The organism is Enhydrobacter sp., from assembly GCA_025808875.1.
In the GTDB taxonomy this organism is placed as follows: domain Bacteria; phylum Pseudomonadota; class Alphaproteobacteria; order Reyranellales; family Reyranellaceae; genus Reyranella.
Genome location: CP075528.1, coordinates 3,396,558 through 3,416,497 on the forward strand (window position 1 = coordinate 3,396,558; position 19,940 = coordinate 3,416,497).

The 19,940-nt window shown below is 66.1% G+C and carries 20 protein-coding genes; 10 read left to right on the top strand and 10 right to left on the bottom strand.

Annotated elements, in window-relative coordinates:
- Positions 1-25: 25 nt before the first annotated feature.
- Genes KIT25_16860 through KIT25_16895 form a run of 8 tightly spaced genes read right to left on the bottom strand, consistent with a single transcriptional unit; the run spans position 26 to position 6,786 of the window.
- Positions 26-646, bottom strand: a complete 621-nt coding sequence (locus KIT25_16860) for a glutathione S-transferase family protein (protein ID UYN93712.1) — start codon at positions 644-646, stop codon at positions 26-28.
- Complete coding sequence (locus tag KIT25_16865; protein UYN93713.1) at positions 643-1,803, bottom strand: M20 family metallopeptidase; 1,161 nt, start codon at positions 1,801-1,803, stop codon at positions 643-645. Before KIT25_16865 ends, KIT25_16860 begins: the two co-directional genes overlap by 4 nt.
- Positions 1,803-2,711: an SDR family oxidoreductase gene (locus KIT25_16870; protein UYN97967.1), complete on the bottom strand. Its 909-nt coding sequence runs from the start codon at positions 2,709-2,711 to the stop codon at positions 1,803-1,805. Before KIT25_16870 ends, KIT25_16865 begins: the two co-directional genes overlap by 1 nt.
- 32 nt (positions 2,712-2,743) lie before the next feature.
- Entirely contained in the window at positions 2,744-3,952 is a 1,209-nt protein-coding gene (locus KIT25_16875) for a multidrug effflux MFS transporter (protein ID UYN93714.1), read from the bottom strand.
- Between the two features lie 5 nt (positions 3,953-3,957).
- Positions 3,958-4,683, bottom strand: a complete 726-nt coding sequence (locus KIT25_16880; GenBank protein UYN93715.1) for a transglutaminase domain-containing protein — start codon at positions 4,681-4,683, stop codon at positions 3,958-3,960.
- Positions 4,683-5,144, bottom strand: a complete 462-nt coding sequence (locus KIT25_16885; GenBank protein ID UYN93716.1) for a PaaI family thioesterase — start codon at positions 5,142-5,144, stop codon at positions 4,683-4,685. The genes KIT25_16880 and KIT25_16885 overlap by 1 nt, the downstream gene beginning before the upstream one ends.
- On the bottom strand, positions 5,141-5,602 hold the full coding sequence (locus KIT25_16890; protein UYN93717.1) for a PaaI family thioesterase: 462 nt from the start codon (positions 5,600-5,602) through the stop codon (positions 5,141-5,143). The genes KIT25_16885 and KIT25_16890 overlap by 4 nt, the downstream gene beginning before the upstream one ends.
- A gap of 2 nt (positions 5,603-5,604) precedes the next feature.
- Positions 5,605-6,786, bottom strand: a complete 1,182-nt coding sequence (locus KIT25_16895) for an acyl-CoA dehydrogenase family protein (GenBank protein UYN93718.1) — start codon at positions 6,784-6,786, stop codon at positions 5,605-5,607.
- A gap of 71 nt (positions 6,787-6,857) precedes the next feature.
- On the opposite strand from KIT25_16895, the gene KIT25_16900 reads away from it, so the two are divergent.
- The 10 genes from KIT25_16900 (at position 6,858) to KIT25_16945 (ending at position 17,670) form a co-directional block, all read left to right on the top strand.
- Complete coding sequence (locus tag KIT25_16900) at positions 6,858-7,787, top strand: branched-chain amino acid ABC transporter permease (GenBank protein UYN93719.1); 930 nt, start codon at positions 6,858-6,860, stop codon at positions 7,785-7,787.
- Between the two features lie 10 nt (positions 7,788-7,797).
- Entirely contained in the window at positions 7,798-8,940 is a 1,143-nt protein-coding gene (locus tag KIT25_16905; protein UYN93720.1) for a branched-chain amino acid ABC transporter permease, read from the top strand.
- Positions 8,937-9,695: an ABC transporter ATP-binding protein gene (locus tag KIT25_16910; GenBank protein ID UYN93721.1), complete on the top strand. Its 759-nt coding sequence runs from the start codon at positions 8,937-8,939 to the stop codon at positions 9,693-9,695. The genes KIT25_16905 and KIT25_16910 overlap by 4 nt, the downstream gene beginning before the upstream one ends.
- A gap of 11 nt (positions 9,696-9,706) precedes the next feature.
- Positions 9,707-10,480, top strand: coding sequence for an ABC transporter ATP-binding protein (locus tag KIT25_16915; protein UYN93722.1), 774 nt, complete (start codon positions 9,707-9,709; stop codon positions 10,478-10,480).
- Between the two features lie 6 nt (positions 10,481-10,486).
- Entirely contained in the window at positions 10,487-12,310 is a 1,824-nt protein-coding gene (locus KIT25_16920; protein ID UYN93723.1) for an AMP-binding protein, read from the top strand.
- A 36-nt stretch (positions 12,311-12,346) separates the two neighbouring features.
- On the top strand, positions 12,347-13,516 hold the full coding sequence (locus KIT25_16925; GenBank protein UYN93724.1) for an ABC transporter substrate-binding protein: 1,170 nt from the start codon (positions 12,347-12,349) through the stop codon (positions 13,514-13,516).
- 59 nt (positions 13,517-13,575) lie between these two features.
- Positions 13,576-14,361, top strand: coding sequence for an SDR family oxidoreductase (locus tag KIT25_16930; GenBank protein ID UYN93725.1), 786 nt, complete (start codon positions 13,576-13,578; stop codon positions 14,359-14,361).
- Positions 14,348-15,106 (top strand): SDR family oxidoreductase, encoded by a 759-nt coding sequence (locus tag KIT25_16935; protein UYN93726.1) that lies wholly within the window; start codon positions 14,348-14,350, stop codon positions 15,104-15,106. The genes KIT25_16930 and KIT25_16935 overlap by 14 nt, the downstream gene beginning before the upstream one ends.
- 173 nt (positions 15,107-15,279) lie before the next feature.
- Complete coding sequence (locus tag KIT25_16940) at positions 15,280-17,463, top strand: hypothetical protein (protein UYN93727.1); 2,184 nt, start codon at positions 15,280-15,282, stop codon at positions 17,461-17,463.
- 63 nt (positions 17,464-17,526) lie between these two features.
- Entirely contained in the window at positions 17,527-17,670 is a 144-nt protein-coding gene (locus tag KIT25_16945) for a hypothetical protein (GenBank protein UYN93728.1), read from the top strand.
- Positions 17,671-18,068: 398 nt separating this feature from the next.
- Here the strand turns inward: KIT25_16945 and KIT25_16950 are convergent, their stop codons facing one another.
- Positions 18,069-19,193 carry a hypothetical protein gene (locus KIT25_16950; protein ID UYN93729.1) on the bottom strand — a complete coding sequence of 375 codons (1,125 nt, stop codon included), beginning with the start codon at positions 19,191-19,193 and terminating at the stop codon, positions 18,069-18,071.
- Between the two features lie 72 nt (positions 19,194-19,265).
- Positions 19,266-19,934 carry a Mov34/MPN/PAD-1 family protein gene (locus tag KIT25_16955; protein ID UYN93730.1) on the bottom strand — a complete coding sequence of 223 codons (669 nt, stop codon included), beginning with the start codon at positions 19,932-19,934 and terminating at the stop codon, positions 19,266-19,268.
- Positions 19,935-19,940: the final 6 nt, after the last annotated feature.

Genomic DNA, 19,940 nt, shown 5'->3' on the forward strand with positions numbered 1-19,940 from the left:
CTTGTCAATTATCCTTCGTCGTCGCTCATTCGATCGCCGCCGCCTTCTCGAAGGCCGGCCGCGCTCGCAGGCGCTCGTAGTAGGCCGAGACGCGCGGGCCCAGCATCTTCGCGAGGCCGAACACGGTGGCGATATGGAGGGCGTAGCCGACCGAGATGTCGGCCAGGGTGAGCCGGCCGGCGACCAGGAAGTCACGGCCCTCGAGCCGCTGTTCCAGCGGCGCCAGGCGGGCGACGAGCGTCTCGCGCGCATCGGCGAGGATGGCGTCGGATGCCGGCCCCGGTACGTTGAGGCGATTGACCCTCGCCATCAAGCCGATCGGCAGCATGACGGTGGACTCGCCGTACCACAGCCATTGCAGGTACGGCGCGCGCTCCGGGTCGCCCGGCGCCACGACCAGCGACGTCTCGCCCTGCCGGGCCGCCAGGTACTCACAGATCGCCAGCGATTCGGTCATCACCCGGTCGCCGTCGACCATGGCCGGCACCGTGCCGGCCGGATTGACCGCAAGATACTCCGGCTGCAGGCGCCGGGGCGGGAAGGCGAGCGTCCGGATGTCGGCCTTCACGCCGATCTCCTCGAGCAGCCAGAGCACGCGCAGCGAACGGGCGTTGGGCGCGTGGTAGATCGCCACCACGGAGGTCACTCCAGCGTTTCGAGCAGCCGTGCGCAGAGATAGGTGCGCGGCACCAGGGACGAATAGTAGATCTGCTCGTCGATGGCATGGGCGCCCTTGCCGTCGGCGCCCAATCCGTCGAGCGTCGGGATGCCCAGCGCGGCCGTGAAGTTGCCGTCGCTGCCGCCGCCGGTCAGCGGCACGTCCTGCAGCTCCTTGCCGATTTCGCGATAGATCGCCTGCGCCTTGCCGAACAGGTCGGCGATGCCGGCGTCCTTCTGGTAGGGCGGCCGGTTCATGCCGCCCTCGACCACGAGCTCGACCTCCTGGCCGATCGGCTCGAGATTCAGGAACCAGTGCGTCATCTCCTCGGCGAGCTGCTGGCTCGGCACGCGCAGATCGACGTCGGCCACGCACTCGGCGGGAGTCACGTTGACGCCGGTGCCGCCGCGCACCAGACCGACATTGCAGGTGATGCCGCGCGCATAATCGGTCTTGCCCTCGATGCGCACGATCTGCCGTGCCATCTCGAGGATGGCGCTGCGGCCGTCCTGATGGCGCACGCCGGCATGGGCGGCCCTGCCCCTCACCTTCAGGGTGAAGCGGCCGACACCCTTGCGCGAGGTCACGACCTTGTCGCCGTCGCGCCCGGGTTCCATGACCAGCGCATACTTGTGGCCGCGTGCCGCCTCCTCGATGCGCGCCCGCGAGGTCGGGCTGCCGACCTCCTCCTCCGGAATGAACATGAAGGTCACCGGCAGGCGGGTCTTCTTGCCCTGCCGCACGAGGTGACGCAGCGCGTAGTAGGCGATGTAGCCGCCCGCCTTCATGTCGTAGATGCCCGGGCCGAAAATCGAATCGCCCTCGCGGCGGATCCGCAGCTCCTTCTCAATCATGCCGATGGGGTGGACGGTATCGAGATGGGCCAGCACCAGGATGCCCTTGCCCTGGCTCTCGCTCCAATCCGCCGGCGTCCGGCATTCGAGGATGTCGCCGAAGCCGTCCCTGCCGGGGATGCGGTCGAGCGTCAGGCCGAGGTCGCGGAACTGGCCCTCGACATGATCGACCACCCTGTTGACCGACCTCGAGTCGTGACTCGGACTCTCGATCGACACCCATTCGACGATGCCGGCGAGCACATCGTCGGCATCGATCCTCGGTTCGTTGCCGTGGGCGGCCCTGGCCATCAGACCGGATCCCAGGTGAAGTACTCGGGCGAGCGCTTCATGTCGGTGAAGTAGGGCTTCATCGACGGCACGGCATGCTCGGCGATCGCCTCCAGCGTCCACCCCTCGGAATTGTGGACCGAGCGCACCGGGCGGTTGGCGTTGAACAGCATGATCTCGTTCATGCGCACGCCGAAGATCTGCGAGGTGATGCCATCGGCGGCATCCGACAGCAGGAACACCGCCATCGGCGCGATCTTGGCCGGCGTCATCTTCTTGGAACGCTCGAGGCGGGCCTTCTGCGCCTCGGTGTCGGCCGGGATGGTGCCGATCATGCGCGTCCAGGCGAAGGGCGAGATGCAGTTGGAGCGCACGTTGAACGCCGCCATGTCGAGCGCGATCGAGCGCGACAGGCCGACGATGCCCATCTTGGCCGCCGAGTAGTTGGCCTGGCCGAAATTGCCGACCAGGCCGGACGTCGACGTGAAGTGCACGAAGGCGCCGGACTTCTGCTCCTTGAAATAGTTGGCGGCGGCGCGGCTGACGTTGAAGGCGCCGTTGAGATGCACGTCGATCACCATCTTCCAGTCCATGTGGCTCATGCGATGGAAGATGCGGTCGCGCAGGATGCCGGCGTTGTTGATGACGCCGTCGATCCGGCCGAAATTCTCCACGGCGGTCTTGATCATGCGCTCCGCACCCGCCGGATCGGTCACGCTGTCGGCGTTCGGGACGGCCTTGCCGCCCGCCGCGGCGATTTCGTCGCAGACCTTCTGCGCCGGCGTCGCCGAGCCCGAGCCCTCGCCGTCGACCGCGCCGCCGAGATCGTTGACCACCACGTTGGCGCCTTCCCGGGCGGCCAGCAGCGCCATCTCGCGGCCGATGCCGCCGCCGGCGCCGGTGACCAGCACGACCTTGCCCTTCAGCATGTCCGTCATCTTCTCGCTCCCTCTCGCTTGCGTCAGGAATTCAGACTGGCGCCGCCGCCGCGCGGACGCAACAGGCGCGCGCTCCATAGCGTGGCGACGGCGAACGGCGCCAGAGCCAGCACCAGCGGCAGTGCCACATAGCGGCTGCCGATCGGCGTCAGCACCGCCACGGCGACGGTCCCCATCGCGCCCATGCCCATCTGGGCGAGGCCGGCGAGCGAGGACGCCGTGCCGGCAAGCCGCGGATACATGCCGACCGCGCCGGCATTGGCGTTGGCCACGATCAGGCCGGTGCCGAAGCTCAGCACCATGTGCGGGCCGATGATGGCCCACCAGGTGAGGATGCCCGACAGCGACAGCGCGCCCATGGCGGCCAGCGCCGCGACATGGAACCAGCCGGACCGGCGGATGAGGGTGGTCGACGCGACGCGGCCGACCAGCCGGTTGTTGACGAAGGTGCCGGCCGCAAACCCCGCGACCGAGAGCAGCACGATCAGGCCGAACTCGCGCGGGCTGAACCCCAGGCTCTCCTGCATGACGAAGGGGACGCCGGCCAGCATTCCGAAGTTGATCGCGAACGAGAAGCCGAGCGGCAGCACATGGCCGAGGAACCGCCGGTCGCGCAGCATCTCGCGCGACCCGCTCAGGAGCACGGAGAGGTCGATGTGCTCGCTGCGGTGGCGGTTCGTCTCGCCGAGCCCGACCAGCGTCACGACCAGCAGGATCGCGCCAAAGACGCCGACGAACCAGAACGTCGCCTGCCAGCCGATCCATTCGCCGAGAAAGCCGCCGACGAAGGGCGCCAGCGAGGGAGCGATGTTCTGCCCGAGCGAGATCCAGCTCATGACCAGCGGCATTTCCTGGTAGCTGTAGGCATCGCGGGTGAGCGCGCGGCCCAGCACCGACCCCGACGCCGCGCCCAGCCCCTGCAGGATGCGCAATCCCATGAGGCCGCCGATGGACGGCGCCAGCGAGCAGGCGAGCGTGGTCGCCGTGAAGAAGAACAGCCCGCCCAGCAGCACCGGCCGGCGCCCGTAGCGGTCGCTCAACGGCCCGTAGAAGAGCTGGCCGACGGCGAAGCCCAGCATGTAGGTCGTGAGGGTGAGCTGCACGCTGTCCGCCGACGCGCCGAGATCGTGGCCGACCGACGGCATGACGGGCGTGTAGATGCTCATGGTCAGCGGGCCGAAGCTGCCCAGCGCCACGAGCAAGGCGATGTACCCACCGGAACGCGGACGCAACTGCACTATCGCTTCGCTTCCGCCGCGCCCTCTGCGCCAAAATCGCCGCCCAGCGGCATCGCTTCCTGCTGCCGGGTCATGCGCGGGTAATAGTGGCGGAACGCGCCGCGGATCTCGTCGAACGGGATGTCGGCGAACACCCCGCGATAGGCGAGATACTCCATGTGACGGCGGCCGCCGAGATCGAACGGGTGATAGATCGAATCGGAGACGCCGTCCCACTCGAGCGGCTTCAGGCCGAACTTCTCCGTCAGCTCTCGATTGAACGCCGGCGTCGCCTTGATCCAGCGGCCGTCGAGCCACACGTCGGTGTAGCCGTGATAGTAGAAGACGTCGCAGCCCATCAGGTCGGCCAGTCGCTTTGTCGTCATGTGGTTGCGCACGTCGGCGTAGCCGACGCGCGCCGCAATGCCGACGGCCCGGCACACGGCGGCCATCACCCCCGCCTTGTTGACACAATAACCATGCCCCGCCGCCAGCGTGGCGCTGGCTCGGTAGGCGTCGCGCTTCATCGGCGTGTTGTAAGGGTCGTAGCGCAGTCCGTCGCGCACGGCATAGTAGAGCCGCAGTGCGCGTTCACGATCACTGCCCTCGCCCGCGACCCGCTTTGCGTAAGCCACGACCTTCGGATGATCCGAGTCGATCAGATCGCCTGCACGGCCGTAGGCTTCGGGGGCCGCACCGTCGCGCACCGCATCGTCGCGGCTCGTCGTCAAAGAATCGTAGTCCATCAGAGGGCGGAAGGTTCGTCGATTGCGGCCTTGACCAGGAAGTGGGCATTGGCCGTGGCGACCGGCTTCGAGCGGTCGTCCTGCCAAGCCTCGGCATATACATTGACCATGCGGCGGCCCTGCTTGGTGACCTTGGCGGCGGCGAGCACATCGAGCGGCCGGGCCGAGCGGAGATAGTCGACGGTGATGTTGACGATCTTGGGCACCGTCTCGGTCTCGGTCTCCCAGAGAAGATGGAAGATCGCCGCCATCTCCAGCATCGCGCCCAGCGTGCCACCGTGGATCGCCGGCAGGAAGGTGTTGCCGATCAGCTCGGGATGGAAGCGCATGCGGGTCAGCAACTCGCCGGTCGCGTTCTCCGGCGCGATCCGCATCCAGCGGGCGTAGGGAATCGCCTCGGCGAGCCGCGCCACGTCGCCCGACTTGCGCGCCACCGCGAGGCCGCTCAGGAGCCCGCTCACGCGACGTCCCCCGGCAAACGCTTGGGGCGGCCCTTGGTGCCGAGCATGAAGGTGCCGGCCGCTGCCGCGATCGGGTCCTTGGCGTCGCCGTGATGGGCGAAGGCGCGCGTGAAGGCGACCGATCGGGTAAGCCGATAGCACTCGGCCTCGGCGATCACCGGCTTGCCCGGATCGGCCGGCCGCACGTAGTCGATGCGCAGGTCGAGCGTGGCGAAGGGCTCGGGGTTCTTGAGCATGGTGGCGACCGCCATGCCGCAGCAGCCGTCGAGCATGGCGGTCAGCGGCCCGCCGGCGAGCACGCCCGTCTCGGGATTGCCGACCAGTTCCTCGCGCCACTCGAGCTGCATGGCGGCAAAGCCGCGCCGTGCGTCGATCACCTTCAGGCCGAGCGCCTTGTTGTGCGGGATGGCGTCGGAGAACCATTGCTGGAACAGCGCCAGACGCTCGCCCTTGTCCATGGTCACAGCCCCATCTGGCGTGCGGCGAGGTCCTTCATGATCTCGATCGAGCCGCCGCCGATCGCCATCACCTTGGTCTCGCGATAGATGCGCTCGACCTTCGCGCCGCGCAGGTAGCCTGCGCCGCCGAAGATCTGCATCGCCTCGTTGGCGCAGTATTCCATGGTCGAGGTCGCGAGGTTCTTCAGCATGCAGATCTCCGCCACCGGCTTCTCGCCCCGCCCGACCCGCCAGGCCAACAGGTCGAGGGTCGACTTCACGGCATTGATGCGCATCGCCATGTCGACGAGACGGTGACGCACCACCTGGTTGGCGATCAAGGGCTTGCCAAAAGTGTGCCGTTCGCGCGCATAGGCGATCGACTCCTCCAGGCACAGCCTGGCGTAGCCGCAGGCACCCGCCGACATGCCGAGCCGCTCCTGGTTGAAGTTCAGCATGATGCCGATGAAGCCCTTGTTCTCCGGGCCGATCAGGTTGTCGACCGGCACGCGCACATTGTCGAAGAAGAGCTGGGCGGTGTCCGAAGCCCACCAGCCCATCTTCTTCAGCTTGTTGCGCGAGAAGCCCTCGCGCTCGCGCTCGATCAACAGCAGCGACACCCCGCTGGCGCCGGGCCCGCCGGTGCGCACCGCCACGGTGTAGTAGTCGGCACGCATGCCCGAAGTAATGAACATCTTGGAGCCGTTGACGACATAGTGGTCGCCCTCGCGGCGCGCCGTCGTCTTCAGGTTGGCGACGTCCGAGCCGCCGGAGGGCTCGGTGATGGCGAGCGCGCTGATCTTCTCGCCGGCCAGGATCTCGGGCAGCAGCTTGCGCTTCATCCATTCCGGTCCCAGTGCGGCGATCGGCGGCGCGCCGATCGTGTGGCTGTTGAGGCTGGCGTTGAGGCCGCCGCTGCCATGGCGCGCCATCTCCTCGGCCTTGACGATGCCGAAGAAGGGGTCGGTCGGCACGCCGCCATACTCCTCGGGAAAACCGAGCTGCATCAGGCCTGCTGCGGACGCCTTCCGGTAGAGATCGCGGGGAAATTCCTCGGCCTCGTCCCACTGGTCGACATAGGGCGCGATTTCCCGCTCGACGAAGCGCCGCACGGTGCGGCGGAACGCCTCGTGCTCCTCGGAATAGAACGGGCTCGCCGGCGCGGCTTCGGGCAGGATCGGCCGGCTCGATTCTACAGCGGTCATCGGTGGGACTCCTCGGGGCGGTTGTTACACCTTTCATGTTTCCACGACAGTGCGTTGACTCCGCTGAACACGTGTTCATATTGCGGGGCGAGGGGCGGCGGGAGACCGCCCGTGGCAGGGGACGGAAACTGGTTACTTTTTTTCAGCTTACCCTCAACGGGCTTGCGGTCGGATGCATCTACGGCCTGGTCGCGCTCGGCTTCGTGCTCATCTACAAGGCCACCGAACTGGTGAATTTCGCCCAGGGCGACCTTCTGATGCTGGGCGCTTTCGTCTGCTACATGGCCGTGGTCTGGTGGGGTCTCGACTACTGGATCGCCTTCGGCATTGCCGTGCTCTCCGTCGCGGTGCTCGGGGCGCTGCTCGACGCCGGGGTGTTGCGCAACGTGATCGGCCAGCCGCAGTTCGCCATCGTCATGCTGACGATCGGCCTGGGGGCGATGTTCCGCACCTTCGCCAGCGTGACCTGGGGTTCCGAGATCTACACCCTGCCCAACCCGTTCGGCGGCGTCTGGAACGTGGGCGGCGTGACGCTGAGCCATCAGTATCTGTCGATCGTCTTCGGCACGCTGGTGCTGTGCGGCCTGCTCTACAGCTTCTTCAATCACACGCGCATCGGCGTCGCCATGCAGGCGACCTCCCAGAACCAGCTCGCCGCCTACTACATGGGCATCCCGGTGAAGCTGATCTTCTCGCTGATCTGGGCGATCTCGGCGGGCGTGGCGGCGGCGGCCGGCGTCCTGCTGGCGCCGGTTACGCTGATCGACATCAACATGGGGCTGGCAGTTGCTCTGAAGGCCTTCGCAGCCGCCGTGCTGGGCGGCTTCGGCTCGATCCCCGGCGCGTTGGTCGGCGGCATCATCATCGGCCTGATCGAGCTCTACGCCGGCGCGACCCTGCCCGACGGCTTCAAGGACACGGCACCTTATATCGTGCTGCTGCTCATGCTGGTCGTGCGCCCGCAGGGGCTGTTCGGCACCATGACGCGCAAGAAAGTGTAGGCGTCCGCGCATGCGTTTCCTGTTCAAGACGTCCTACGCTCAGGACATCAGGCTGTTTCGCGACAAGGTCGATCTCGGTTGGTACGGCCTACTCGGCGTCGCCGTGCTCGTCCTGCCGTTCCTGCTCGATGACTACTACGTCGGCGAGACGACCTGGGTATTCATCTACGCCATCTGCGGCGTCTCCCTGATGGTGCTGGTCGGCTTTACCGGCCTGATCTCTCTCGGCCACGCGGCCTTCCTCGGCATCGGCGCTTATGCCCACGCCTATTTCCTGCAAAGCGGCATGCCCTGGGTCGCGGCGATGGGGCTGGCGGTGCTGATCACCACGGCGGCGGGTCTGATCGTCGGCCTGCCGGCGTTGCGCATGACGGGCATCTATCTCGCCATTGCCACGCTCGCCTTCTCGGTGATCATCCAGGAGGTCTTCACGCGCTGGGAATCGGTCACCCACGGCTTCGCCGGCATGCCGGTCTCGCGACCGGTCATCTTCGGCGTGCCGTTCGAGGAGGACCGCGCCTTCTACTTCCTCTGCCTGTTCTTCCTCGTCGTCGTGCTGTGGCTGACGCGCAACCTGCTGCGCGCGCCGACCGGCCGCGCCTGGATCGCCATCCGGGACAGCGAGATCGCCGCACAGTCGATGGGCGTCAACCTCGCCATCTACAAGTCGACCGCCTTCGCCTACTCCGCCGGGGTCATGGGGCTGGCCGGCGCGCTGTTCGCCCACAAGATCGCCTACCTGGCGCCCGACATCTTCAACATCCTGCTGTCGATCCAGTTCCTGCTGCTGGTCATCGTCGGCGGCCTGGGCTCGCTGCACGGCGCGGTGTTCGGCGCGATCTTCGTCGCCCTGCTGCCGCCCACCATCGCCATCCTGCGCGACTCCATCCCCGCCACCATGAACGACGTCGGCAGCGGCACCGGCATCGCCCTGATCGGCCGCGTCGGTGACGCGATCGGCGGCTTCCTCAGCGCACCCGGCGTGGAAGCCGGCATCTTCGGCCTCATCCTGGTGCTGGTGATTCTGCTCGAGCCGCTCGGCATGTACGGCCGCTGGGTCAAGATCCGGGTCTTCTTCTCGACCTTCCCGATGTACAAGCGGGCGACCTTCAAGCGGCAGAAGAGCTACATGCGCTCGGAGCGCCTGCGATGAGCTTCTTCACCGCCGACAACCTCTCCATCAACTTCGGCGGCATCAAGGCCGTCGACGGCGTGAGCTTCGACGTCCGGAAGGGCGAGGTCTTCACCATCATCGGCCCCAACGGCGCCGGCAAGACCACGATCTTCAACCTGGTGAGCCGCATCTACGAGCCGAGCGGCGGCAAGCTCGTGTTCGACGGCCGGGACATCACCAACGTGGCGCCGCACCGCATCGCCGCGCTCGGCATCGCCCGCACCTTCCAGAACATCGAGCTGTTCGAGCACGCCACCCTGCTGCAGAACCTGCTGCTGGCGCGGCACGCCCACAAGAAGTCGAACTTCTTCCAGGAGCTCCTCTTCCTGCCGTCGGTGCGGCAGATGGAAGTCGAGCACCGCGAGGCGGTCGAGAAGGCGATCGACTTCCTCGATCTCCAGCAGTATCGCGACAGCTTCATCGTCAACCTGCCCTACGGCGTGCGCAAGGTGACGGAGCTGGCGCGCGCGCTGTGCACCGACCCCAAGCTGCTGCTGCTCGACGAGCCCTCCTCCGGGCTCAACGTCGAGGAGACCGAGGACATGGCCTTCTGGATCCAGGACATCAAGAACCTGCTCGGCATCACCGTGCTCATGGTCGAGCACGACATGAGCCTGGTGTCGGCGGTGTCCGACCGCGTGCTGGCGCTCAACTACGGCCGCCCGCTCGCGACGGGTTCGCCGGCCGAGGTGCAGGCGCATCCCGAAGTCGTCCGTGCGTATCTCGGCGGTTGAGGGAACAGCTCATGGCCGAAACCATCCTCAAGGTCAGCAACATCGAGACCTACTACGGTCCGATCATGGCGATCCGCGGCGTGTCGTTCGAGGTGCCCAAGGGCGGCATCGTCACCATCCTCGGCGCCAACGGCGCCGGCAAGACCACCGTGCTCAAGACGGTGTCCGGCGTGATGGACCCGCAGAAGGGCAGCGTCACCTTCGAGGACCGCGAGATCCAGCGCACCGACCCCGACAAGGTGATGCGGCTCGGCATCAGCCACGTGCCCGAGGGCCGCGAGGTCTTCCCTTTCCTGTCGGTGCGCGAGAACCTCCGCATGGGCGCCTACACCCGGCGCAATGCCGACGAGGTGGCGCAGGACCTCGAGGCGGTGTTCGGCTATTTCCCGGTGCTGAAGGAGCGCGCCGACCAGCGCGCCGGCTCGCTGTCGGGCGGCGAGCAGCAGATGCTGTCGATCAGCCGCGCCCTGATGTCGCGGCCGCGCCTGATGCTGCTCGACGAACCGTCGCTCGGCCTCAGCCCCAAGCTGGTGAAGGACATCTTCGAGATCGTGCTGCGCATCAACCGCGAGCGCGGCGTCACCATCCTGCTGGTCGAGCAGAACGCCAACATGGCGCTGCAGACCGCCGACTTCGGCTACGTGCTCGAGGTCGGCCGCATCGTCATGGCCGACACCTGCGAACGGCTGATGCAGAAAGAGGACATCAAGGAATTCTATCTCGGCATCAAGGAAGAAGGCGCGCGCGGCAAGCGGCGCTGGAAGAAGCGGAAGACCTGGAGGTAGGCCACGATGGAGCGGATCGAAGTCGAGGGCTGCGATACGATTCCCAAGCTGTTCTGGCACCAGGTGAAGGCGCGCGACGGCCGCACCGCCTTTCGCGAGAAGAAGCTCGGCATCTGGCGGGCGACCACCTGGCGGGAATACGGCGAGCGGGCACGCGCCATCGGCATGGGGCTGGTCAAGCTCGGCCTGAAGCGCGGCGACGTCGTCTCGATCCTGGCGGAGACGGTGCCCGAGTGGCTGTACGCCGACATGGGGACCATGGGCGCGGGCGGCGTCAGTAACGGCATCTACCCGACCGATTCGGCCAAGCAGGTCGACTACATCGTCAACGACAGCAAGTCGCGCTTCCTGTTCGTCGAGAACGAGGAGCAGCTCGACAAGTTCCTCGAGGTGCGCGAGCGCTGTCCCACCCTGGTCAAGGTCTTGGTCTTCGACATGGAAGGCCTGGCCGATTTCGACGACCCCATGGTGATGCCGCTTGAGGAGCTGATGGCACTCGGCCGCGAGCACGACAAGGCCAGTCCGGGCCTATGGGAGAAGCTGGTCGAGGGCTCGAAGGCGGAGGAGCTGGCGCTGCTGGTCTACACCTCGGGCACCACCGGCCCGCCCAAGGGCGCGATGCTCAGCCATCGCAACGTCGTCTTCCAGCTCGCCAACGCCGACGCCTTCATCCCGCTCGGCACCGACGACGAGCAGCTCGCCTTCCTGCCGCTCTGCCACATCGCCGAGCGCACCTTCACCGTCTTCCTGCCACTGCGCTCGGGCGCCGTCGCCAACTTCGCCGAAAGCGTCGAGACGGTGCCCGAGAACGTGCGCGAGGTGGCGCCGACCACCTTTTTCGCCGTGCCGCGCATCTGGGAGCGCTTCTATTCCGGTATCGCCATCCGCATGCGGGAAGCGACCTGGATCGGCCGCAAGTCCTACGAATGGGCGCTCGGCATCGGCCTCAAGGTCGCCGGGCAGGAACTCGAGGGCCGGCAGCCCTCGGCGCCGCTGAGGCTCGCCCAGTCGATCGCCGACTTCCTGGTGCTCGACAACATCAAGCGCGCGATCGGCATGCACCGGGTGAAGTTCGCCGGCACCGGCGCCGCGCCGATCGCGCCCGATCTCATCAAGTGGTACCGCGCGCTCGGCATCGACATGCGCGAGGTCTACGGCCAGACCGAGAATTGCGGCCTGGCAACGGGCATGCCCGACCGCATCAAGCTCGGCACCGTGGGCGTCGCCGCGCCCGGCACCGAGGCCCGGATATCGCCGGAAGGCGAGATCCTGCTCAAGGGACCGCACGTCTTCATGGGCTACCTCAACCAGCCGGACAAGACGGCCGAGACGCTGCGCGACGGCTGGCTGCACACCGGCGACGTCGGCCTCGTCGACAACGAGGGCTACATCAAGATCACCGACCGGATGAAGGACATCATCATCACCGCCGGCGGCAAGAACATCACGCCCTCGGAGATCGAGAACCAGCTCAAGTTCTCGCCCTACATTTCCGATGCCGTGGTGATCGGCGACAAGCGCAAGTTCCTGTCCTGCCTGATCATGATCGACTACGACAACGTCGCGAAGTACGCCCAGGACAGCAACGTGCCGTTCACCGATTTCGCCTCGCTGTGCCGTTCGCGCGAGGTCAACGACCTGATCTGGTCCGAGATCGAGCGGGTCAACACCAACTTCGCCAGGGTCGAGACCATCAAGAAGTTCCGGATGATCGAGCAGCAGCTCACGGCCGAGGACGACGAGGTCACCCCGACCATGAAACTCAAGCGCAAATTCGTGAGCGAAAAGTACAGGGGAATGATCGACGGCATGTATGCCGAGGCCGTCTAGGCGGCTATACTTCTGTCAGGTTGAGGGAGGATACGCATGAACAAATCGAGAATGGTTGTTGGAGTTGCGGCGGCGCTCGCGGCGTCCGTCGTGGTGTCGGCCGCTTCGGCGCAAACCCGCGGCGTCACCAACACGCAGGTCACGTTCGGCATGCCGACCGACCTGTCGGGCGTGGCGGCGACCTATGGCGTCTCGTCGTCGAACGCCGTCAAGATGCGCTTCGACGAGATCAACGAGGCCGGCGGCGTGCACGGCCGCAAGCTCAGGGTCATCGTCGAGGACCAGGGCTACCAGGTTCCCAAGGCGGTGCAGGCCTGCAACAAGCTGATCAATCGCGACAAGGTGTTCGCCTTCGTCGGTGCGCTCGGCACGCCGATGAACAACGCCTGCTTCAAGGACCAGTTTGCGGCCGGCGTGCCCAACCTGTTCCCGCTGTCGGCCGCGCGCTCGATGTACGAGCCCTACGAGCGGCTGAAGTTCTACGGCGCGGCGTCCTACGTCGACCAGATCCGGGCCGGCATCGACTACTTCTACAAGAAGGGCAAGCGCAAGATCTGCGTGATGTACCAGGACACCGACTTCGGCAAGGAGATCCTGGAAGGCGCGGAGGCGCAGGCCAAGAAGCTCGGCATCAAGATCACCGAGGTGACGGCGCACAAGCCGACCGACCAGGACTTCACCGCGCCGATCACCAAGCTGAAGGCGGCCGGCTGCGACCTGATCGCGATGGGCACCATCGTGCGTGACGCCATCGTACCGTACGTCACCGCCCGCAAGGGCGGCTGGAACGACGTGACGTTCCTCGGCTCGGCCGCGTCCTACGACCTGGTCGTGGCGGCCGCCCCGGGCATGGAGGGCTTCTTCACCATGGGCCTCACCGCGATGCCCTATGCCGACAGCGAAGCGCCCGCCGTCCGCGAGTTCGTCGCAACCTACAAGAACAAGTACAAGATCGATCCGAACATCGGCGCGGTCTACGGCTACGTCGCCGCCGACCTCACCATCCAGGGCCTGATCAACGCCGGCAAGAACCTGACGCTCGACAGCTTCGTCGCCGGCATGGAAGGCATCAAGAACTACCACGACATCTTCAACGGTCCGGCGGTCACGTTCGGCCCGAACATCCGGCAGGGCGCCAACTCGTCGTTCCTGGCCGAGGCCAAGGGCGGCAAGTGGACCCGCGTGACCCCGCCGCTCGGCTTCTGATCTGAACCGTCCATCCCCTCCGGCCCGACCGGCCGGAGGGGATTTTCTTTGGCTCGAACATGGCGGAACTCTCCGGACAGGTCGCGATCGTCACCGGCGGCGCCTCGGGCATCGGCGCCGCCTCCGCGGCGCTGCTCGCCGAGTCGGGCGCGACGGTCGTCGTCGCCGACCTGCAGTCGGCCCGCGACGGCGCCGGCCGTTTCGTGCAGCACGACGTCGCCTCCGAGGAATCGTGGACGGCCCTGCTCGCCGACGTCCTCGGTCGCGAGGGCCGGCTCGACATCCTGGTCAACAACGCCGGCATCGGCGGCGGCTGGTCCAACATCGAGAACACCACCGTCGAGAACTGGCGCAGGGTCGAGGCGGTCAATTCCGAGGGCGTGTTCCTCGGCTGCAAGCACGCGATCGGCGGCATGAAGAAGACGGGCAGGACAAAGCCGGCGCCGAAGGGCTCGATCGTCAACGTCTCGTCGGTCGCGGCCCTGATCGGCTCGGCGGGCCCCACCGCCTACTGCGCCAGCAAGGGCGCGGTGCGACTGCTCAGCAAGAGCGTGGCGCTCCACTGCGCCGAGAAGAAGTACGACATCCGCTGCAATTCGGTGCATCCCGGCAGCGTCGACACGCCGATCTTCAATCCGCTCTACCAGGCGATGGGTCACGAACAGGCCAAGGCCCTGATCGGCGGCGTGCATCCCATCGGCCGCATGGCCGAACCGAGGGAACTGGGCGAGATGGTGCTGTGGCTCGCGTCGGACCGCTCGAGCTACGTCACCGGCGCGGAATTCACCGTCGACGGCGCGCTCACGTCGGGCCTGTCCCGGAGGAGGGCCTTTGGCGCGTCTTGAGGGCAAGGTGGTGCTGCTGAGCGGCGGCGCGTCGGGCATCGGCGCGGAGACGGCGCGGCGCGTCGTGCGCGAGGGCGGCAAGGCGGTCGTCGCCGACCGCGACGAGGAGAAGGGTCGCGCGATCGCCGGCGAGCTCGGCGGCAGCGGCCGGTTCGTCGCCCTCGACGTCACCCGGGAGGCGTCGTGGCACGAGGCGGTCGACGCCGCGGTGGCGGCCTTCGGCGCCCTGCACGGGCTGCTGAACGCCGCGGGCATCGGCACGCGCACCGACATCGAGAGCTGCACGCTCGAGGACTACCGCCTGGTCAACGACATCAACTCGATGGGCACGTTCCTCGGCTGCAAGACGGCGATCCCGGCGATGAAGCGGTCGGGCGGCGGCTCGATCGTCAACATCTCCTCGGTGCTCGGCCTGCGCGGCGCCTCCCATGCCATGGCCTACTGCGCCAGCAAGGGCGCGGTGCGCGCCCTCACCAAGAACGTGGCGCTGCACTGCGCGCAGATGAAGTACGGGATCCGCTGCAACTCGGTCCATCCGGGCTACATCGACACGCCCATGGTGGCACCCCGGCTCGAACAGCCGATCGGCAACATGAGCGGCCGGCAATGGCTCGAGGAACTCCATCCGCTCGGCCGGCTCGGCGAGGCCCGCGAAGTGGCCGACATGATCCTCTTCCTGCTGTCGGACGAATCGAGCTTCTCGACCGGCTCCGAATTCGTCTGTGACGGCGGCCTGACGGCTTAATACCAGCTATTCAGCTTGTGCACGCCCAGCCTTGTTGAGCCGGCGAACCTTGGTGCGATAACGGCGATGCGATCGATGTTGAACTGGATTTTCTCCTAATGGGAGATGCATCCCTACGCAAAGCACTCTAAAGTTGCAGGCAGAAGAGTCGCTAAATGGTTCGGTCTCCTAGCATGTCTCGACCTGCCAGCAATCACTCGCTGATTGCCGCAACGAGAGTTATGTCAGCGATTGAGGACGGTCGTACGGCTCTAAGTTTCGATGATTTGAGTGGGCTTGAAACGTTGCCCGGCCAACTCTCTCGTTTGTCCAAACTAACTACTCTGAACATTCGCAACACACAGATCACCGACCTGTCTGCCGTCTCCGGTATCTCTACGCTTCGCCGCCTGGCAATCGACAATACTCAAGTATCAGATCTGTCGCCCATCGCCACGCTCCCGGGCCTCCGCTCACTGAGCGTATCCGGAACACGCGTCACCAACCTCGCACCGCTCAGTACGGTGACCAGTCTTGAAGTTCTGGTCGCGTACAAGACATCCATCTCGACAATTGATGCGATTCGCGAGTTGATCCAACTACAGCGCCTGGAGATCAACGATACGCAAGTCTCGGACCTTGTTCCGCTCGCAAGACTTTCGGCCTTACGCGTCTTCATTATTAGAAACACGCCAGTCGCCGATCTTCAGCCTCTTACTAGTGCTAGGAAGCTGCAACGTATCGACTTCGATAACACTAGGGTTTCGAACATCGCGGCACTTTCGTCGCTTCTCGACTTACGCGTCGTCAGAGGTCGTGGCACCAAAATCACCGATATCTCTCCACTAGCTTTCCTAACTGAGCTTGGAAAGTTAGATATCGGGCGCACTCGGGTCAAAGATCTTGGGCCCTTGGCCGGACTACGCAGGTTAAACCGGATCAACGTAGACGCGACTGACGTGGTGGATCTTTTTCCGCTTTCCGGTTTGAACGGAATCCTGCGCATAAATCTTAGTAACACCAAAGTTCACAGTTTGGCGCCGCTCTCGTCATCGGGAAACATGGAGCGGATATTCGCGTCCAATACTCTCGTCTCCGACCTGACCCCAATTGACAACCTAAGCAACTTGAAGGGCTTGCATGTTGGTGGCACGTTGATAACGGACCTATCTGCGGTCAAGAATCTCGAAAACCTTCGCGGACTAGATGTCAGTGATACAAAAGTTGTAGACCTTTCGCCAATAACAGCCTTAGCGAAATTGGAAGTGGGTGCTCGCGAGTACCCAGAAGAATACGGCATTTCGTTTGCACGCTGCCTAGTTTCTCCGGATCTCCAAGGTATTGCCCAGCTACCCAATCCGCAAAGAACCATTGATACCCTCCGCTACTTGCGTGGCGAACTCGACACATCGGCGACTCCTCCGCCTCCAGAGAGCGTTGTTGAGCCACAAGCGCCGACTAGCTTGTTGTTCGAGATGGACGCCGAGAGCGGCCGTATTGCGATCGCCGCGAAGCAGGTCGGTCTCGAGAATGGCCGTAACGACTACCTCCAACGGCAACTACACAGGGGCTTGCTTGAAAGCATCTCCAATTTCCTCGCACTGTGTGCGCCCGGGCTTCCTGGTAGCAATCGGTTGGGTCCGTGGCGCGATCTCGCCCAAGCTTTCCAGGAAACCTTGGGAACAACCCCCGTTGAGCTTCAGCTTGGACTAGCAATTCTTCGCGGAAATGGTTTGCGCAATGCCCTCATCGCGGATGACCAGGTGCGCCAATCCCCCGATTCACTCGTTGAACCTATGCCAGAGCAGGCCAATAGCGCTCTCCGTACTGTAGTCGAAGCCTGGAATATATACGTCGCGACCGACCCGTTCCTCGATGCAATAGATTGCAGACGACTGGGCCCAGATGCTCGTGAACACAAGGAAATTGAGACGGCCAAGACGAGGTCCGCCATTGACGACGCTGAGCGACTGAGCATCGCCACTCCGAAGGCAGAGGTCGTGAGTTCGAATCTCGCCGGGTCCGCCATTTTCTCCCATATTTCGAGGCACTTACCAAGAGCACATTTTGTTCCGGTGGCGCTCGGCTTGGTCGCGGAAGCACCACGGAAGCAGTCGAACGCGTATTGTGGCGTACCGAAGCGCGCGACCTCGCAGCTTGCTCATGACTCGCGCGCGACGAAGTCGCGTCGCCGAGATGCGCGCTACGATGGCGGCCGGCAGCGCAGGCGCCGCGCGAACCCGACAGCTGACTCGCCAGCCGGAAGAAGCATGGTGCCGGTGCTTCAGCGCGTCCTCGATGAGGGCTTCGGTCCTGTCCGAGGAGGCATTTACGGGCGTTCCCGGCAGCGCCTCGGTGCCGGTGGTCAGCAACAATGATGCGACCCGCGTCACGGCGGCCGGGACCTCGAACGCCTCGACCCCGATCTCCAGCGTGAGCTCGTGAACATGGCGCAACGCGAGCGACAGGGTTCGCGCGAGTGGCATGCGCTGCGGCAGAAGCGGCTGCCCGAAGCGCAAATGATCGGCAGTGCCCGCAGAAACGGCCCGCAGCAGGCCTCGCCGGCGCTGGTCTGTGCGCGCTGAGACGGCGAAGGAAAGCGGCCAGGCTTCCTGCCAGGTGCCGCGATCCGCATCGGCCGCCCGAGTCTCCGCCGGAGCGAACTGCGCGCCCGGCAAAGCCAATTCCAGTACCGCACCCATCCGGTTCGCGAGGTCGGGCCGTGGCTCGCCGGCCATCGTTGCCTCGATCGTGAGCGCACAGGAATGACGGGCCGGCGCCTGCCCGGCCTGCAGGCGGACCGTTAGCCCCTCACCGGCCCGCAGTGCTTCCGCAGCGCGCTGCAGCCAGAACTGGTCGCCGGATCCGGCCCCCGCGGCGATGCCGACGAGGCGCAGGCCGGCGACCGGAGGTTCTGTCTCCGGGCTATGCATCAGAGGCTGCTGAAGGGCGGTTTCGCTCTGCATCGTGGGTCCGTCCCGGTTCAGTCGTCGCCACCGACCAGTTGCGGGCGACGGCCCTCGCCTTCGGCGGTGCCGCGGTTCGCGCCAGTGCCGGCTGCCTGCTGAGCCTGCTCACGCGCCGCGTCTTCGAGGGCGGAGATCACCAACACGAGCAGAAGCAGCAGCGGCATGGCGTCGATCGCGATGCCAACGCACCAGGCAGGCACGACTCGCTCGAAATGCTCGACCACGGCTTCGCCGGCCTTGATCGGGCGGTTGGCGATCACCGGGACCTCCTTGCGCTGCACGGCGACGGCATCGACCTTGCGGGTCAGTTCGTCGCTGCGCTGGGCGAAGGTGGCATGGATGGCCGCGATCGCATCGTTCTGGCCGGAGCCCGTGCCCACCGCCGGCAGCTCGGCGAGACCGAGCCGGCGCATGCTGGGCAGCAGCGACCAGGAGTCGATCTCGGCCACCTTCTGGCGGAACTCGCCCACCGCCGTCGCGAACTTGCGCTGCGCCTCGGCCGTGCCGTCGCCGCCGCCGATGATCTGATCCATCGCCTTCAGTTGGTTGGAGGCCTGGGTCCGCAGCGCCGAGATGCGCTCGCGCAGGCCATTGGCCTCGTCGACGACGGCAGTATAGGTGGCGGCGGCGCGGCGCAGCGCATCGACCACAGGGCCCTTGCCGGGCCGGCCGCTCAGCTGGCCGCGCTGCTGCTCGCCGTCAGCCAGCGCCTTCATCTCGGCGGCGGTGCGCGCCACCTCCGGCACCACGGCCTGTTCGGCCTGGGCATTGGCGGTGACAATGTCGAGCACCCGCCGGAACGTCTCGGTCTTTTCGGCCATGTCGATGCGCACCGCGTCGCGACCGCCTATGGCAGTGGTGACGAACCAGCTCGAAATGCACATGGCGGCGACAGTCAGCACGCCGGCCAGCACCAGCCCGAGCCGGCGTCGGCCCGGATCGGCGAGCCGCGGCACGACGTCGACCATGCAGTGCCATAGCATCGCCAGGACGAAGCAGACCGTGAGCGCCATTACCACCGGGATGACCACGCCCTCGACGCCGTACGGCATCATCGAGCGCAGCCCGAAGAAGGTGGAGACCCCGGCGCCGAAGGCGCAGAGGTTGAGGATGACGGTGGAATGGCGCTTGAGGTTCATGGCGGATCTCCTTGGGGACTGGGCGTACTTACGCCCGCCTCCCGCCCGGGTGCGGCTTTGCAAGATTGAAGGTCACGGTGGCCCCGCTTCCTGAGGCGCGGCGGGTGCCTCGAAGGCGGGGTCGGCTGGGACCGGCGCGCCATGGTCAGCCATCAGGAGGGCGGCGGTGGCCACGAACGCGACTGCCGCCAGGGCTGCAGCCGTCCGCCAGCGCCAACGCGGGCGGACCGGGGTGCCCGAGGTGGCGACGGCCTCCGCCGGCGCAGCGCAGGCTTCGGTGCAGCGCAGGCCGACAGGGGCGATGCGGGCCGTGGCACCGTTGCGCAGCGCGACGTAGGGCAGGAACTCGAAGCGGCCGGTATCGGGCTCGGCCATGACGATCGGCATCAGCAGCCGGTCGAGGTCGGGCTGCCAGTCGAGCAGACGGGCGGCGTATTCGGCATCGGCCCAGGAGGGCTGGCGCGTACCCGGCGGGTGCGAGTGCACGAAGCCGACGATGCGGATGCCGCGCGGCTTCCAGTCCTCGCGGTAGAGGCGGCTCAGCGCCCTAGTGTCCGGCGCGTAGGTCTTGCCATCGCGGCGCGCGCCGCGGTCGAAGGCGAAGTGGCGCACCACGCCGTCGTCGCCGGCGCCCAGCATGCCGCCGAATTCGGCCCGCCGGCCGCCCACGGTGGCGGCGATCTGGCAAAGCGCGTCCGTCTCGATTTCGAGCGGACGCAGGGTGTCGGTGCCCATGCTCATCTCAGT

What these genes read in the sequence shown, in the direction of transcription:
- KIT25_16865 (UYN93713.1), bottom strand. Translation starts at nt 1,803, where the DNA reads ATGGCCAGGGCCGCCCACGGCAACGAACCGAGGATCGATGCCGACGAT.
- KIT25_16870 (UYN97967.1), bottom strand. Translation starts at nt 2,711, where the DNA reads ATGCTGAAGGGCAAGGTCGTGCTGGTCACCGGCGCCGGCGGCGGCATC.
- KIT25_16880 (UYN93715.1), bottom strand. Translation starts at nt 4,683, where the DNA reads ATGGACTACGATTCTTTGACGACGAGCCGCGACGATGCGGTGCGCGAC.
- KIT25_16890 (UYN93717.1), bottom strand. Translation starts at nt 5,602, where the DNA reads ATGGACAAGGGCGAGCGTCTGGCGCTGTTCCAGCAATGGTTCTCCGAC.
- KIT25_16895 (UYN93718.1), bottom strand. Translation starts at nt 6,786, where the DNA reads ATGACCGCTGTAGAATCGAGCCGGCCGATCCTGCCCGAAGCCGCGCCG.
- KIT25_16905 (UYN93720.1), top strand. Translation starts at nt 7,798, where the DNA reads ATGCGTTTCCTGTTCAAGACGTCCTACGCTCAGGACATCAGGCTGTTT.
- KIT25_16910 (UYN93721.1), top strand. Translation starts at nt 8,937, where the DNA reads ATGAGCTTCTTCACCGCCGACAACCTCTCCATCAACTTCGGCGGCATC.
- KIT25_16915 (UYN93722.1), top strand. Translation starts at nt 9,707, where the DNA reads ATGGCCGAAACCATCCTCAAGGTCAGCAACATCGAGACCTACTACGGT.
- KIT25_16920 (UYN93723.1), top strand. Translation starts at nt 10,487, where the DNA reads ATGGAGCGGATCGAAGTCGAGGGCTGCGATACGATTCCCAAGCTGTTC.
- KIT25_16925 (UYN93724.1), top strand. Translation starts at nt 12,347, where the DNA reads ATGAACAAATCGAGAATGGTTGTTGGAGTTGCGGCGGCGCTCGCGGCG.
- KIT25_16930 (UYN93725.1), top strand. Translation starts at nt 13,576, where the DNA reads ATGGCGGAACTCTCCGGACAGGTCGCGATCGTCACCGGCGGCGCCTCG.
- KIT25_16940 (UYN93727.1), top strand. Translation starts at nt 15,280, where the DNA reads ATGTCTCGACCTGCCAGCAATCACTCGCTGATTGCCGCAACGAGAGTT.
- KIT25_16950 (UYN93729.1), bottom strand. Translation starts at nt 19,193, where the DNA reads ATGAACCTCAAGCGCCATTCCACCGTCATCCTCAACCTCTGCGCCTTC.
- KIT25_16955 (UYN93730.1), bottom strand. Translation starts at nt 19,934, where the DNA reads ATGAGCATGGGCACCGACACCCTGCGTCCGCTCGAAATCGAGACGGAC.